The following is a 14,079-nucleotide window of genomic DNA, read 5'->3' on the forward strand; positions in this document are numbered from 1 at the left end:
GAACCTTTGTGAATAAGCACTAGAGGCAGGCGCGCAACGCCCGGAGAGTGATTATGACCAAGGCCATCAGCCCCCGTTCGCGCAAGGTTCGCGTCCTCGCCACGCTCGGCCCTGCGAGCAACACGTACGAAATGATCGCGAAGCTGTACGAAGCGGGCGCCGATGCGTTCCGCGTCAACATGAGCCATGGCGACCAGCAGTCGAAGGTCGCGGTGATCGAGGCGATTCGCGCGCTGGAAAAGCAATATGGCCGCCCGACGACCATCCTCGCCGATCTGCAGGGCCCGAAGCTGCGCGTCGGTCGCTTCGCCGAAGGGCGCGTGATGCTCGAAGCCGGGCAGCGCTTCACGCTCGACCGGTCGGACGAACCCGGCGATGCGAATCGCGTCCAGTTGCCCCATCCCGAAATCTTTGCCGCGATCGCCCGCGATGCCCGCCTGCTGCTCGACGACGGCAAGCTGGTGCTGCGCGTCCTCGACCATGACGACGACAAGATCGTCACCGAAGTAGTGGTCGGCGGCGCGCTGTCGAATTCGAAGGGGCTGAACGTCCCCGACGTCGTACTGCCGATGGCGGCGTTGACGCCCAAGGATATTTCGGACCTGCACTTCGCGGTCGACCAGGGCGTGGACTGGATCGCGCTGTCGTTCGTGCAGCGCCCGGAGGATCTGGCCGAGGCGCGCAAGCTGATTCAGGGCAAGGCCGCGCTGCTCGCCAAGATCGAGAAGCCGTCGGCCGTCGCACGGCTGGAGGAGATCGTCGAACAGTGCGACGGCGTGATGGTCGCGCGCGGCGATCTGGGCGTCGAACTGCCGCCGCAGTCGGTGCCGCCGTTGCAGAAGCGCATCGTCGAGACTGCCCGTCGCCTCGGCCGCCCGGTGGTGGTCGCGACGCAGATGCTCGAATCGATGATTACCTCGCCCTCGCCGACCCGCGCGGAAGTGTCGGACGTCGCCACCGCCGTCTATGACGGCGCGGACGCGATCATGTTGTCGGCGGAAAGCGCCGCGGGCAGCTGGCCGGTCGAATCGGTCGCGATGATGAACGACATCTCGCACGCCGTGGAGCGCGATCCCGCCCATGGCGACCGCGTCCACTTCACCGTGCTGCGCCCCGACCCCACCACCGCCGACGCGCTGGCCGAAGCCGCCAAGAACATCGCCGCCACGGTCGATGCGAAGGCGATCCTGTGCTTCACCAAGTCGGGCTCGACCGCACGCCGCATCGCGCGCGAGCGTCCCGCCGTGCCGATCATGGTGCTGACGCCGCAGATCGACACCGCCCGCCGCCTCGGCCTGCTGTGGGGCGTCCATGCCGTGCACACCCGCGACGTCGAATCGTTCGAAGAGATGGTGGCAAAGGCCAAGCGCATGGTCCTGCGCCACAACATCGCCTCGCCCGGCGACCGCGTCGTCGTCTGCGCCGGCGTTCCGTTCGGCACGCCGGGTTCGACCAACGTGCTTCACGTCGTGCAGATCGTCGGCGACGAGCTGAAGAACTATCGCGGGCAGGAAGCCTAAGTCCAAAATCCTCCCCGGCACGGGGAGGGGGACCGGCCGCAAGATGGTGGAGGGGGGCTTCCGCAGGCGCTGCGCTCCGCCGCCGCTACGCGGCGGTCCCCCTCCCCGTATCGGGGAGGATTTCTACTCCGCCTCGCTGCCCTCGACCCGGACGTCGACGTCCAGTTCTTCGTCACCCGCGCCCATCCGTACGCCGGCGATCGGCGCCGCACCCGCTGCATCCAGCGCGACCGCCACGCGGATGTGGTCCAGTCCCGACCGCCCGCCCGTCGCCGGATCGAACGCGTACCAGCCGCCCGAAACATATGCCTCGACCCAGGCATGGGGGGCGGCGGTTCGCCGTTCGTCGTCGCCCGACAGGCTGTACCCGGAGACATAGCGGGCCGGCACGCCTCGCGCCCGGGCGGCGGCAAGGAATATCTGCGCCATGTCGCGTGGCCCCAGCCGGGCGTCGCCCACCGCCTCGACCGCCGGACGGATCGTCGGGGTCGGCCGCCGGTCGAGCGGCCAGCGAGCGTGGATCGCGGCGGCCAGCTTGGTCATCGCCGCCAGATCGTCGCCCTGTACCAGTTCCTCGATCACCGCATCGGCGCGGGTCAACGGCGTCACGCGGCGGAACAGTTCAGGCGGAAACGGCTCGTCGGTGCCCTCGATCGGACCGTCGGCTTCGGTCAGCAGCGCTTCGCCCGACACGGTCAGTACCAGCGTCTCGAACGGTCCCTCGGCATAGAGCATCCGGGTGATGTTGCCGTACCCATCGAACCCTTCCCGCAGCCGCGCGTCGCAATCGACGTCGATGCGCCAGTTCACCACCGTCTGGTGGCTGGTGTCGCCCGGAAACAGCCGCAGCAGCTGGACGATACGCGCCTGCGGCTCGGTGAAGCGGTAGCGCGTTTCGTGGTGGACCGACAGCCGCATCAGATGAAGCGGAACTGGCGGGCGATCGCGGCGTCGAGCATCGCATTCTCCCGGATGAAGGCGTTCAGATATTCATGCAGGCCGCTGACGATCACCTCATGCGCGCGCGTCTTCTGCATCCGTGCCAGCCGCGCGCGGGCCATGCGGTCGGCCTCTCCCTGGAACCCGGTGCGCTTGCCGAGCATGTTCAGCATCTCGACCGTTTCGTCGACACAGGCGGCCAGACTGCGTGGCACCTCGCCGCGGGACAGCAGCAGTTCGATGACGTTGGCTGGCTTCAACCCCTCGCTATAGAGCCAGCGATAGGCGGTGACGGCGGACACCGTCTGCAGGATCGTCGTCCATTGATCGCGGTCGATCGCACCGCCGATTCGTTCGCCTTCGGGCAGCAGCAGGTGATATTTGACGTCGATCAGGCGCGCGGTGTTGTCGGCGCGCTCGATCGCCGCGCCCAGTTGCACGAACCACGTCGCCTCGTTCTTCATCATGCGCTGGACCGCGCCTTCGAACCCGCGTGCCTCGGCCTTGATCGCCTCGACCAGGTTGAGGATGTCCTCACCCTCCTCCGCACCCGGCGCGTTGAACACGATCCACGCGCGGTTGATCGCGGTCCATGCGTCGCGGGTCAGCGCGGTGCGCACCGCCTTCGCATTGTTGCGCGCCATGTCGAGGCACCACAGGATCGATCCGGCATGGCTGCGGTCGCAGGTCAGGAAGCGGGCGACCGATGCCTGCCCGACCGCCTGCCCGGTCGCGGCGAAGCTGTCCTCGGTATAGCTGACCGCCAGCGCGCTGGCCCATGCCGCGTCGCCGCCCGGACGCGATGACAGCGCATCCAGCCGCACCGTCGCCTCGACCAGCCGCGCGAGGAAGTCGGCGCGTTCGACGTAGCGACCCAGCCAGTAGAGCGACGCGGCGGTACGCGAGAGCATCGCCATGTCAGCGCCCTCCCTGGCTCTGGGTCATGCCGCCCAGCGATTGCGACTGGACCGGACCGTCGTCCATCAGCACGAAACTGTCCTTGGTCCCGCCGCCCTGGCTGGAATTGACGACCAGCGATCCTTCCTTCAGCGCGACCCGGGTCAGGCCGCCGGGCACCACCTGCACCGTGTCCGCACCGGTCAGCACGAACGGGCGGAAGTCGACATGGCGCGGGGCAAGGCCTGCTTCGGTCAGCGTCGGCACGGTGGACAGCGCAAGAGTGGGCTGCGCGATGTAGCGCTGCGGCTCGGCGATCAGCGCGCGGCGGAAATCCTCGATCTCCGCCTTCGACGCGGTCGGGCCGACCAGCATTCCGTAGCCGCCCGACCCGTCGACCAGCTTCACCACCACCTCGTCCAGATGGTCGAGGACATATTTCAGCGCGTCCGGCTCGCGGCAGCGCCACGTCTCGACATTGGGAAGCAACGGCTCGCTTTCCGAGTAGAAGCGGACGATTTCGGGCATGTAGCTGTAGATCGCCTTGTCGTCGGCGATGCCGTTGCCCGGCGCGTTGACCAGCGCGACATTGCCCGCGCGATAGGCGGCGATCAGCCCCGGCACGCCCAGCAGCGATTCGGGGCGGAACACCACCGGATCGATGAAGTCGTCGTCGATCCGGCGATAGATGACATCGACCCGCACCCGCCCGGCGATGGTCTGCATCCACACCACATCGTCGTCGACCAGCAGATCGGCCGGCTCGACCAGTTCGACGCCCATCGAATCGGCGAGGAAGCTGTGTTCGTAATAGGCCGAATTGAAATGGCCCGGCGTCAGCACGACGCAGGTCGGGTGGGCACCGGCACCCGGCGGGGCGACCGACCGCATCGTTTCCAGCAGCTTGTCGGGGTAGCTGTCGACCGCCGCGACGCGGAAATTGCGGAACAGTTCGGGGCACAGCCGGATCATCGCCTCGCGATTTTCCAGCATGTATGACACGCCCGACGGGGTGCGGGCATTGTCCTCCAGCACATAGAATTCGTCCGGGCCGGTGCGGACCAGATCGATGCCGCAGATATGCGCCCACACCCCATGCGGCGGGCGGATGCCGGCGATTTCCGGCCGGAACTGCGCATTGCCGAAGATCAGGTCGGGCGGCAGCACCCCCGCCTTCAGGATGCGCCGCTCGCCATAAATGTCGTCGAGAAAGGCGTTGATCGCCTGCGTCCGCTGGATCAGCCCCCTGGACAGCCGCGCCCATTCGTCGGCCATGAACACGCGCGGCACGATGTCGAACGGGATGATCCGCTCCGCCGCCTCGCTGTCGCCATAGACGGCAAAGGTGATGCCCAGTTGGCGAAAAGTGGCTTCGGCGGATTGCAGGCGGCGTTTCAACTCGTGGGACGGCACCTCGCGCATCCATCGTGCCAGTGCCGCAAGGTCGGTGCGCGGATGATCCGGCCCGCCATGTCCCCAGATTTCGTCGAACGCCTGCCCCATTCAATCCCCAACGCCGCCTGACGGATAATGGTCCCCATGCTGCGCTGCGAAATCGACACTGGCAAGCGGCTACGCGCGCTATCGTACCAATTCGGTCAAGGTTGCAGGGGTCAACACCTGCGGCAGCACGCGCGCGTCCTGTTTGCCCGGAGCGTACCACAGATATAGCGGCACGCCGGCGCGGTTATGCCTCTCGATGAAGCGACCCAGCGTCGGGTCGCCATCGGTCCAGTCGCCCACCAGCACCTTCACCCCGCCCTTGGCAAAGGCATCGGCGACTGCCTGCGTCTCGATCGCAGCGCGTTCGTTGACCTTGCAGGTCAGGCACCAGTCGGCGGTGAAATAGGCGAAGACCGGCTTGCCCTCCGCGCGCAGCGCCGCCAGTCGCGCCTCGCTGAACGGTTCGGCGCCGGCGATGCCGGTCGGTGCGGCGCCGGCGGGCGGCGCGCGCTGAACCAGCGCCGCACTCGCCACCGCCAGCACCAGCGCGGCGATCCCCGGCCACCATGCCCGGTCGCGCCCGCGCAACTGCCGCCGCCCGGTCCACCACAGCCCCAGTCCGGCGAGCAGCAACGCGCCGAGCCCCAGCGCCATGCCGTCGACGCCCGCCTGCCGCCCCAATATCCACGCCAGCGCCAGCGCGGTCAGAAACATCGGCACCGACAGCCCCTTGCGGAACACATCCATCCACGCACCCGGTTTCGGCAGGCGGCGGCGGAGCGCCGGCACGAAGCCCAACAGCAGGAACGGCAGCGCCAGTCCCAGCCCCAACCCGGCGAACACCGCCATCGCCGCGACCGGCGGCAGCACCAGCGCCGACCCCAGCGCCGCGCCCATGAACGGCCCGGTGCACGGCGTCGCGACGAACGCGGCCAGCGCCCCGGTGGCGAACGCCCCGCCCCGCCCCTTGCGCGTGCCGACCTGCGGCGTGGGCAGTTCGAACAGCCCGGCCAGGTTCAGCGCGATCCCGCCGGTCAGGACCAGCAGCAGCAGCACGACGCGCGGATCGGTCAGCTGGAACGCCCATCCCGCCGCCACGCCCGCGGCGCGGATCGCGAGCAATATGCCGCCCAGCGCCATGCAGGTGACGACCGCCCCGGCGGTATAGGCCACCCCCTCCGCCCGCGCATGGGCCGCCGATTCGCCCGAGCGGGCAAGGCTCAGCGCCTTGAGGCTGAGGATCGGGAAGACGCAGGGCATGATGTTGAGCAGCAACCCGCCCAGCAGCGCCCCGGCAAAGGCGACCATCGCGGCGCGGATCGGGGCCGGTTCGGCAGCGGCGGGCACTACGCCCGGCGTCGCGCGGATCGCGAAGCCCTGCCGCGATCCGGTCGCCAGCACCCCCTCGATCACCGCCGGCTTGCCTATGCCCTTCGTCTCGATGACCAGCGCATCGCCGTCGCGGCGGATGGTCTGCGGAGCGTCGTAATCGATCGCATTTTCGGTCTCGGCGAAGAAATAGGCGTCTCCGACCGCCTGCGACGCCGGGAACGGCACACGCAGCCGCAGCGGCTCACCCGCCTGGAACGATGCCGGCGACCCCAGCGGCCGGGGCAACGCGCGCCGCCAGCGGTCGAACTCGTCGCGGCGTTCCGATGCGATCGCGCCATCGCCGATGGTCAGTTCGGTCGCGAGGTCCGCCTTTTCCGGTACGCAGATTTCGCGGGTGCAGACCAGATAGTCGATCGACAGGCGCACCGGCACTTTGGCTCCCGTCGCCAACCCGGCGGGAAGCTGCAATTCGGTCAGGATCGTCCAGGGCCGCTCATAGACATAGTTGATGATCCCGGCGACGCTCAGCCGCTCGGGCACCGGATAGCGCAAGGTGCCGATCCGCGCCCCCGCCGGCAGGGTCCAGTCGAGCCGCGGCTGGGTGCCTACCGCGCCGGGATTCTTCCAATATCCGTGCCAGCCCGTATCGGGCACCGACACCAGCGCCAGCGCCACGCGCGATCCCGCCGCCGGGGTATCGCTTTCCGCGACGATCCGCATCCGGACGTGCCGCTGCCCCGGCACCTGCGCCGCCACCGGCAGTGCCGCGAGGAATGCCGAAAGGACGGCGATGAGTCGCCATAGCGTTCTTGCCGGTGTCATGTACGGCGGGTAGCGGAGTTTCGAGACGGATGCACCGTCCGCGGAGTTCCTCGATGCGTTTCCTGACCCTTGCCGCGCTGCTGCTCGGCACCGCCGTCCCCGCCATGGCACAGACCACCGCGCCCGCCCCGGCAGCCACCGATATGCCGGTACCGCCGACCTATCCGACGACGGCCCCCAAGCTGATCGTCGCCATCTCGGTCGACCAGTTCTCCGCCGACCTGTTCGCCGAATATCGCGCGCGGTTCACCGGTGGCTTCGTGCGGATGATGCAGGGGGCGGTGTTCCCGTCAGGCTATCAGAGCCATGCCGCGACCGAGACCTGCCCCGGTCATTCGACGATCCTGACCGGCGCACGGCCGGCACGCACCGGCATCATCGCCAACGACTGGATCGACCAGCGCAGCACGACCCGCCCCGACCACAAGGTCTATTGCGCGGAGGATGAACGGGTCAGCGGGTCGACCTTCAAGGACTATACCGTGTCCGACGTCCACCTGATGGTGCCGACGCTCGGCGAGCGGATGAAGGCCGCCGACCCGCGTACCCGCGTCGTCTCGGTCGCGGGCAAGGACCGCGCGGCGGTGATGATGGGCGGACACAAGGTCGACGAACTGTGGTGGTTCGGCAAGGACGGCTTCACCAGCTATGCCGGGCGCACGATGCCGCCGGTGGTCGCGCGCGCCAATGCCGCCGTGGCGAAGCGGATCGCGACCGCCCAGCCGGCGATGACGCTGCCGACCTTCTGCCAGCCGCTCGCGCGGGCGGTATCGGTCGCCGGCAAGACGATCGGCACCGGTCGCTTCGCACGAGAGGCGGGCGACGTGAACAATTTCCGCCGCTCGCCCGAATATGACGCTGCCGTCCTGGCGCTTGCCGCCGGGCTGATTCAGGACATGAAGCTGGGCCAGGGACCGCAAACCGACATCATCTCAATCGGCGCATCGGCGACCGACTATGTCGGGCACGGCTATGGCACCGAAGGCAGCGAGATGTGCCTGCAGCTGACCTCGCTCGACCAGAGTCTGGGTGAGTTCTTCAAGGTGCTCGACGCGACCGGCGTGGATTATCAGGTCGTGCTGACCGCCGACCATGGCGGCAGCGACGCCAGCGAGCGCCATGCGCACCACGCCATCCCCGATGCCGTGCGCCAGGACGGCGAACTGACGGTCGAGGGCGTCGGCAAGGCGATCGGGCAGAAGCTGGGGATCGCCGGCCCGGTCCTGTTCGGCGGGGTGAACGGCGATGTGTGGTATGACATCAAGTTGACCCCGGCGCAGCGCGCGGCGGTGGAGCGCGAGGCGATCGCGATGTTCATGGCGCATCCGCAGACACAGGCGGTCTTCACCCGCGCGCAGGTGACGGCGGCGACCGTGCCGAACACCCCGCCCGAAACCTGGAGCCTGGTAGAGCGTGCGCGTGCGTCCTATTATCCCCCGCGCTCGGGCGACCTACTGGTGGCGATGAAGCCGCGCGTGCTGACGCTGCCGCATCCGGTAGTCGGCAGCGCGGTCGCGACTCACGGCAGCTTCTGGGACTACGACCGGCGTGTGCCGATCCTGTTCTGGCGCAAGGGTGCCGGCGGGTTCGAGGAGCCGTTCGGCGTCGAGACGGTCGACATCCTGCCAACGCTGGCGGCGACGATCGGGCTGGCGGTGCCGAAGGGCGAGATCGACGGCCGCTGCCTCGACCTCAACCCCGGTGACGGATCGACCTGCCGCTGATCCCGCCGTTCGGTCGAGCAGCGTCGAGCAAGATCGAAAAGCGTCCCGTCGAGAACTCCGCTCGACGGGACGTGCCATCCTCAGGGTAGCCGCAGCAACGCCGTCGCCGCCGACGCCGGATCGGCGCGCTCCGCCAGCGAGGTGACGATCGCCGCCGCCGTGCGCGGTACCTTACCCGCAAACGCCACCCGGCCGTTGACCGTCACCCGCACCGGTTTGTCGAGATCGACCAGCCGGTCCGACAGCCGCAGCGTCAGTCCGGCGGGCACCGCACCGTCGATCGTGATCGCCTGCCCCTCGACCCGCGCGTCGACCCGGTCGCCCGCCTTCGCACTCGCCGCGTCGGGAATGTGCAGCCAGTAGAACCGGTCATGGGTCACGTCGTCCTGCACCCACACGATCCGCTTCGGCCACGGGTTGCGGGTGAACTGCGCCATCCACGGCAGCGCCTCGGCATCCTTGCGGTTCATCCAGTGCGGCAGCCCCGGATAGATGCGGGTCATCGACACATAGCCGCCCGGATCGGCGGCGTGCAGCTTCGCCAGTTCGGCGCTCTTTTCCGCCGCGATCCGGTTGCGGTCATAGGCGGCGTCGGCCCCGCCCATGAAGATGCCGAACGGCAGGTTCCGCAGGCCCGCCACGCCCGCCTCATTCGGATGGCCCGCCATCATCGATGCCGCCGCGAAGCGATCCGCCATGCGCGGCGCCAATTGCCATACGCCATCGCCACCCGCCGAATAGCCGAGCAGATAGACCCGGTTCGGATCGACACCATTGATCGCCACCTGCGCATCGATCAGCCGCTGGAACAGTGGGTCGATATGCGCCTCATGCCACAGATTCCACGTATCGGTCGGCGCGCGCGGGGCAAGATAGATGCCCTCGGCCGGTTCGTAGAGCCGGATCTGGTTGCGCCATTGCTGGTCGTTCACCGCCGGCGCGGCATTGCCGCCGCCATGCATCGAAATCCAAAGGCTACGCTTTCCGAACGGTGCGTTACCGAATTGTCGGCTGTCCCAGCGCAAGGTCTTGTCGCCGAGCGTGATCGCCTTGGCGGCAACAGCATCGCGGTCTGCCGCCGCCACCTGCTGCATCCGGTCGGCGGCAAGCAGCGCCAGCACCCGGTCGGCATCCGCGCGGCCGAGCGGCCGGTTCAGGATCGCGGCATCGGCGCGACGGGCACCCGATGGCACGTCGATCCAGCGCGAAACTTCGGTGACGGCACGCGACGGCCGGGCCTGTGGCGCGGCAACCGCCGTGGTGGTGACGGCCAAGGCCGCCAGCGATGTGCTGAAAATGGTGCGCATATGCGAACACGCTAACCGGATCGGCGTGCTGTTCGAAGCGAAATCGTGTCGTGACTGGGACTGACGACCGGAGCGACTCGGGATGGATCGGCATTCAATGTGCGAGTGCGCGATGTTCGCGCGAGGCCGCGAAGTGAAGAAAGAAGATGTTCGCGCGGAGGCGCGGAGGACGCAGAGAACCGCGCGTTACGCAAAGCGGTACTCGCTTCATCGGCGCTACGATATCGGGCCGACCGGTAATCGACCCTGCGATCAGCCCCGTGCGCGATACCTCTGCGTCCTCCGCGCCTCCGCGCGAAAATCCGACTTCCTGGGGTTTCGCGATTGTCGCTTGGACATCTCGCACCGGCGTATAATGTCGATCCGGCCTCGGAGTGATCGACATTCACCGGTCTATCGTCCCCCCGGACTTGTTCCGGGGTCCACGGCGCGGTAATCGGTGCGGCGTGAGCCTCTATCGACCACGACAGCGGCTCGGTGGACCCCGGAACAAGTCCGGGGGGACGGAGAGGCTGGAGGCAGCGATCAGGAACGACACCAGACGTAGCTGAATGTCGACCCGTCCTAGCGCGTTTCGAACTTGCGAACGCCCGGCCCCAGCCGGTTCGCCCCGACCGCTACCCCGTCGCCGGTATAGTCGGCGACGAACGCCGGGCTCTTGTTCATGCCGGGGGCCAGCCGCGCATCGTTGTCCTCGACCCGCAACCCGCGCGCCGGGAAGGTGTGCTTCTCCGCCCCGACGACGATGAAGCCGGTCCAGTTCTCCTTCGCCTTGCCCTGGACGAAGGTATTGCGCGCGATCAGCCCGGTGGCCCCTTCGGGCAGGTCGATCATATAGTTGGTCTTGCTGCCCCGGCTGTCGTCAAAGCTGGAATCGGTGATCTCGATCCGGGGCGCGCGGATCTTGACATAATGACCGCCGGTGCCGCGTTCGAAGCGTGAGCGAGTGATGGTGATCGACCCGTTATTGCCGAGATAAACCGCGTGCGAACAATCGACCGTCTCGTCGCATTGGCCGAGGCCGGCAAAGGTCGACCGGTCGATGCGGATACGCTGCTGCCCGTCGGGATTGCCGCCGAGAATCCCTTCCTGGCTGTCGAGGAAGGTCGAATTGGTGACGGTCAGGTCCCCGATTTCGGTACGGATGCCCGCGCCATTGCCGTCGGGCACGCGGATGCGGCGGAACACGATGCCGTCGACCGTCGATCGCCGCCCGCGCAGGACGAACGTCGCCTTTTCCTCACACGCCCCGCCATCGAAAATGACCGTGCCGGGGGTGCGCGCGCGATAGGTGATGTCGCCGCCGGTCTGGACCGTACAGTCGCGATAGGTGCCCGGCGCGATCAGGATCGTGGCGGTGCCGTCGCGCACCGCACTCACAGCCGCATCGATCGTCGCAAACCCCTCGCCGGTCTGTTCGATCACGAACGGCGCGCCGCGCTGCTGCGCCGGAAGCGGAGCGGCCAACAGCACCATCGCGAGGGGCAGTAAATGGCGAGCGTTCATCGGCCGGTCCTCTATCGGTTCCGGCCCTGACATGCGCCAGCGGGACCCTGCACGGAAGGGGGCAAATCCGTCCCGGTGCGGTACGCCGTCAGACGTTGAGGCGCGCGCGCATTTCCTTACCCGGCTTGAAATAGGGAACGCGCTTCGCATCCACGTCCACCGCCTCGCCGGTGCGCGGGTTGCGACCGGTGCGGGCGTCGCGCGCACGGGTCGAAAAAGCACCGAAGCCGCGGAGTTCGACACGCCCACCGCTGCGCAACTGTTCGGTGATCGCATCGAAGAAGGTCGCGACGATCCGCTCGACATCCCGCAGCGGCAGTTCCGGATTTTCCTGTGCCACGTGCTGAACCAGTTCCGATCGGATCATCATTTCCCCCGGTAATTCAAAACCATGCGCCGGAACGGTCCGTTCCGCGCATTCGGTTTCCCTAACCTATGTCTATCGAGCCCCACAATCCGCCTTTCGAATGAACGCAAAAACGGGGCGCTCCGATCTGGAGCACCCCGTCCCTGATCCCACCAGATGGCGGTTAGGCTTACTTCTGTTCGCCGCGCGCCTTCAGCGCCTCGCCCAGAATGTCGCCCAGCGACGCGCCCGAGTCGGACGAACCGTACTGCGCAACCGCCTGCTTCTCTTCGGCGATCTGCATCGCCTTGATCGAGAAGGTCGGCTTCTTCGAACGATCGAAGCCGGTGACCATCGCGTCGAACTTCTGGCCGACCTGGAAACGCTCCGGACGCTGTTCGTCGCGGTCGCGGCCGAGATCGGTGCGCTTGATGAAGCCGGTCGCGCCATCGTCGCCCTGCTGCACTTCGAGGCCCGCGTCGCGGACTTCGAGCACGGTGACGGTGACGATCGCGTTCTTGTTCAGGCGATCACCCGCCTGCGCCGTGACCGGACCACCACGCTCCAGCTGCTTCATGCCGAGCGAGATGCGCTCCTTGTCCGGCTCGACCGCCAGCACGACGGCCTGAACCGTCTCGCCCTTGCGGTGCAGGTTGAGCGCGTCTTCGCCCGAGATGCCCCATGCGATGTCCGACATGTGGACCATGCCGTCGACGTCGCCGTCCAGGCCGATGAACAGGCCGAATTCGGTGGCGTTCTTGACTTCGCCCTCGACGGTCGAACCGACGGGGTGATCTTCCGCGAACTTCTCCCACGGATTGGCCTGCGCCTGCTTGAGGCCCAGCGAGATGCGGCGCTTGTCCTGATCGACCTCGAGGACGATCACGTCGACTTCCTGCGAGGTCGAGACGATCTTGCCCGGATGGACGTTCTTCTTGGTCCAGCTCATTTCCGATACGTGGACCAGACCTTCGATGCCCGGCTCCAGTTCGACGAACGCACCATATTCGGTGATGTTCGTGACGCGGCCCGACAGCTTCGCGCCGACCGGATACTTGGCGCCGGCGCCATCCCACGGATCGCTCTCAAGCTGCTTCATGCCGAGCGAGATGCGCTGCGTGTCGCGGTTGATGCGGATGATCTGAACGCGGACGGTGTCGCCGATGTTCAGCACTTCCGACGGATGCCCGACGCGCTTGTACGACAGGTCGGTGACGTGCAGCAGGCCGTCGATGCCGCCCAGATCAACGAACGCACCGTAATCGGTGATGTTCTTGACCACGCCGTCGATAACCTGGCCTTCGGCCAGCGACTGGATCAGGCCCGAACGCTGCTCGGCGCGGGTTTCTTCCAGCACGGCGCGGCGCGACACGACGATGTTGCCGCGCTTGCGGTCCATCTTCAGAATCTGGAACGGCTGCGGAATGTCCATCAGCGGGGTGACGTCGCGCACCGGGCGGATGTCGACCTGCGAACCCGGCAGGAACGCCACGGCGCCCGACAGGTCGACGGTGAAGCCGCCCTTCACGCGACCGAAGATCACGCCTTCGACGCGCGCGGTCTTGGCGAATTCGGTTTCCAGCTTGTCCCACGCGGCTTCGCGACGGGCGCGGTCGCGGCTCAGCATCGCTTCGCCGTTCGCATTCTCGACGCGGTCGACATAGACTTCGACTTCGTCGCCGACCTTCAGGTCCGCCTTCTGGCCCGGCGCCGCGAATTCGCGCAGCGGCACGCGGCCTTCCGACTTCAGACCGACGTCGATGACCGCCAGGTCGTTCTCGATGCCGGTGACGGTACCGATGACGACGCGGCCTTCGAAGCTTTCCGAAGCACCGAACATGTCGTCGAGCATCGACGCGAAATCGTCACGGGTGGGATTTGCCATGCTGGCCATATAAATCTTGGTTCCTGAACGTACTGATTTCCGGCCGGCCGGTTGTCTCCGGCGGTCTTTGACCGGGATTGCCGCGCGCGCCGAATACGACACGCGGCATTCGGCGACCCCGTCGTCACGAAAGGCTTGCCCCGGCTATGCGGAATGGGCGCGCAAGCACCCGGCCTTCGCGAGTCTGTGCTCGTCGAACCGGCGCGCCATACGCCTTTTGGGCGGAGGGTGCAACGGTTCGAGGTTCGCGCTCGGGTAGAAGAAGGGATTGGTTCACGCGAAGGCGCGGAGACGCGGAGAAGAAAGTAGAAAGTAGAATTCGCACAGAGGCGCAGGGCGGTTGTGATCCGGGCGACTG

At 67.3% G+C, this 14,079-nt stretch carries 10 protein-coding genes; 2 read left to right on the forward strand and 8 right to left on the reverse strand.

Translation table 11 applies throughout. The features are described 5' to 3' along the window. Nucleotides 1-53: 53 nt before the first annotated feature. Nucleotides 54-1,520 (forward strand): pyruvate kinase, encoded by a 1,467-nt coding sequence (pyk, locus tag ASE83_RS12550; RefSeq protein WP_055790492.1) that lies wholly within the window; start codon nucleotides 54-56, stop codon nucleotides 1,518-1,520. 123 nt (nucleotides 1,521-1,643) lie between these two features. Here the strand turns inward: pyk and ASE83_RS12555 are convergent, their stop codons facing one another. The 4 genes from ASE83_RS12555 to ASE83_RS12570 all read right to left on the reverse strand — a co-directional run bounded on the left by ASE83_RS12555 (nucleotide 1,644) and on the right by ASE83_RS12570 (nucleotide 6,953). Next, nucleotides 1,644-2,438, reverse strand: a complete 795-nt coding sequence (locus tag ASE83_RS12555) for a transglutaminase family protein (RefSeq protein ID WP_055790496.1) — start codon at nucleotides 2,436-2,438, stop codon at nucleotides 1,644-1,646. Next, on the reverse strand, nucleotides 2,438-3,370 hold the full coding sequence (locus ASE83_RS12560) for an alpha-E domain-containing protein (protein WP_200921903.1): 933 nt from the start codon (nucleotides 3,368-3,370) through the stop codon (nucleotides 2,438-2,440). Before ASE83_RS12560 ends, ASE83_RS12555 begins: the two co-directional genes overlap by 1 nt. A gap of 7 nt (nucleotides 3,371-3,377) precedes the next feature. After that, on the reverse strand, nucleotides 3,378-4,859 hold the full coding sequence (locus ASE83_RS12565) for a circularly permuted type 2 ATP-grasp protein (RefSeq protein WP_055790501.1): 1,482 nt from the start codon (nucleotides 4,857-4,859) through the stop codon (nucleotides 3,378-3,380). Between the two features lie 78 nt (nucleotides 4,860-4,937). Beyond that, nucleotides 4,938-6,953 carry a protein-disulfide reductase DsbD family protein gene (locus ASE83_RS12570; RefSeq protein WP_055790505.1) on the reverse strand — a complete coding sequence of 672 codons (2,016 nt, stop codon included), beginning with the start codon at nucleotides 6,951-6,953 and terminating at the stop codon, nucleotides 4,938-4,940. Between the two features lie 53 nt (nucleotides 6,954-7,006). Between ASE83_RS12570 and ASE83_RS12575 the strand changes: the two genes are divergently transcribed. Further along, nucleotides 7,007-8,677 (forward strand): alkaline phosphatase family protein, encoded by a 1,671-nt coding sequence (locus tag ASE83_RS12575; RefSeq protein ID WP_055790508.1) that lies wholly within the window; start codon nucleotides 7,007-7,009, stop codon nucleotides 8,675-8,677. An 80-nt stretch (nucleotides 8,678-8,757) separates the two neighbouring features. On the opposite strand, the gene ASE83_RS12580 is transcribed toward ASE83_RS12575, so the two are convergent. The 4 genes from ASE83_RS12580 to rpsA all read right to left on the reverse strand — a co-directional run bounded on the left by ASE83_RS12580 (nucleotide 8,758) and on the right by rpsA (nucleotide 13,730). Next, complete coding sequence (locus tag ASE83_RS12580; RefSeq protein ID WP_055790511.1) at nucleotides 8,758-9,984, reverse strand: hypothetical protein; 1,227 nt, start codon at nucleotides 9,982-9,984, stop codon at nucleotides 8,758-8,760. Between the two features lie 564 nt (nucleotides 9,985-10,548). Next, nucleotides 10,549-11,490 (reverse strand): right-handed parallel beta-helix repeat-containing protein, encoded by a 942-nt coding sequence (locus ASE83_RS12585; protein ID WP_055790514.1) that lies wholly within the window; start codon nucleotides 11,488-11,490, stop codon nucleotides 10,549-10,551. Nucleotides 11,491-11,578: 88 nt separating this feature from the next. Then, the gene (locus ASE83_RS12590; RefSeq protein ID WP_055791172.1) at nucleotides 11,579-11,857 is read right to left on the reverse strand and encodes an integration host factor subunit beta; all 279 of its coding nucleotides are present in this window, start codon (nucleotides 11,855-11,857) and stop codon (nucleotides 11,579-11,581) included. 169 nt (nucleotides 11,858-12,026) lie between these two features. Continuing rightward, the gene (gene rpsA, locus ASE83_RS12595; protein WP_055763195.1) at nucleotides 12,027-13,730 is read right to left on the reverse strand and encodes a 30S ribosomal protein S1; all 1,704 of its coding nucleotides are present in this window, start codon (nucleotides 13,728-13,730) and stop codon (nucleotides 12,027-12,029) included. Between the last annotated feature and the right edge of the window lie 349 nt (nucleotides 13,731-14,079).

The organism is Sphingomonas sp. Leaf32, from assembly GCF_001421765.1.
Classification (GTDB): Bacteria; Pseudomonadota; Alphaproteobacteria; order Sphingomonadales; family Sphingomonadaceae; genus Sphingomonas.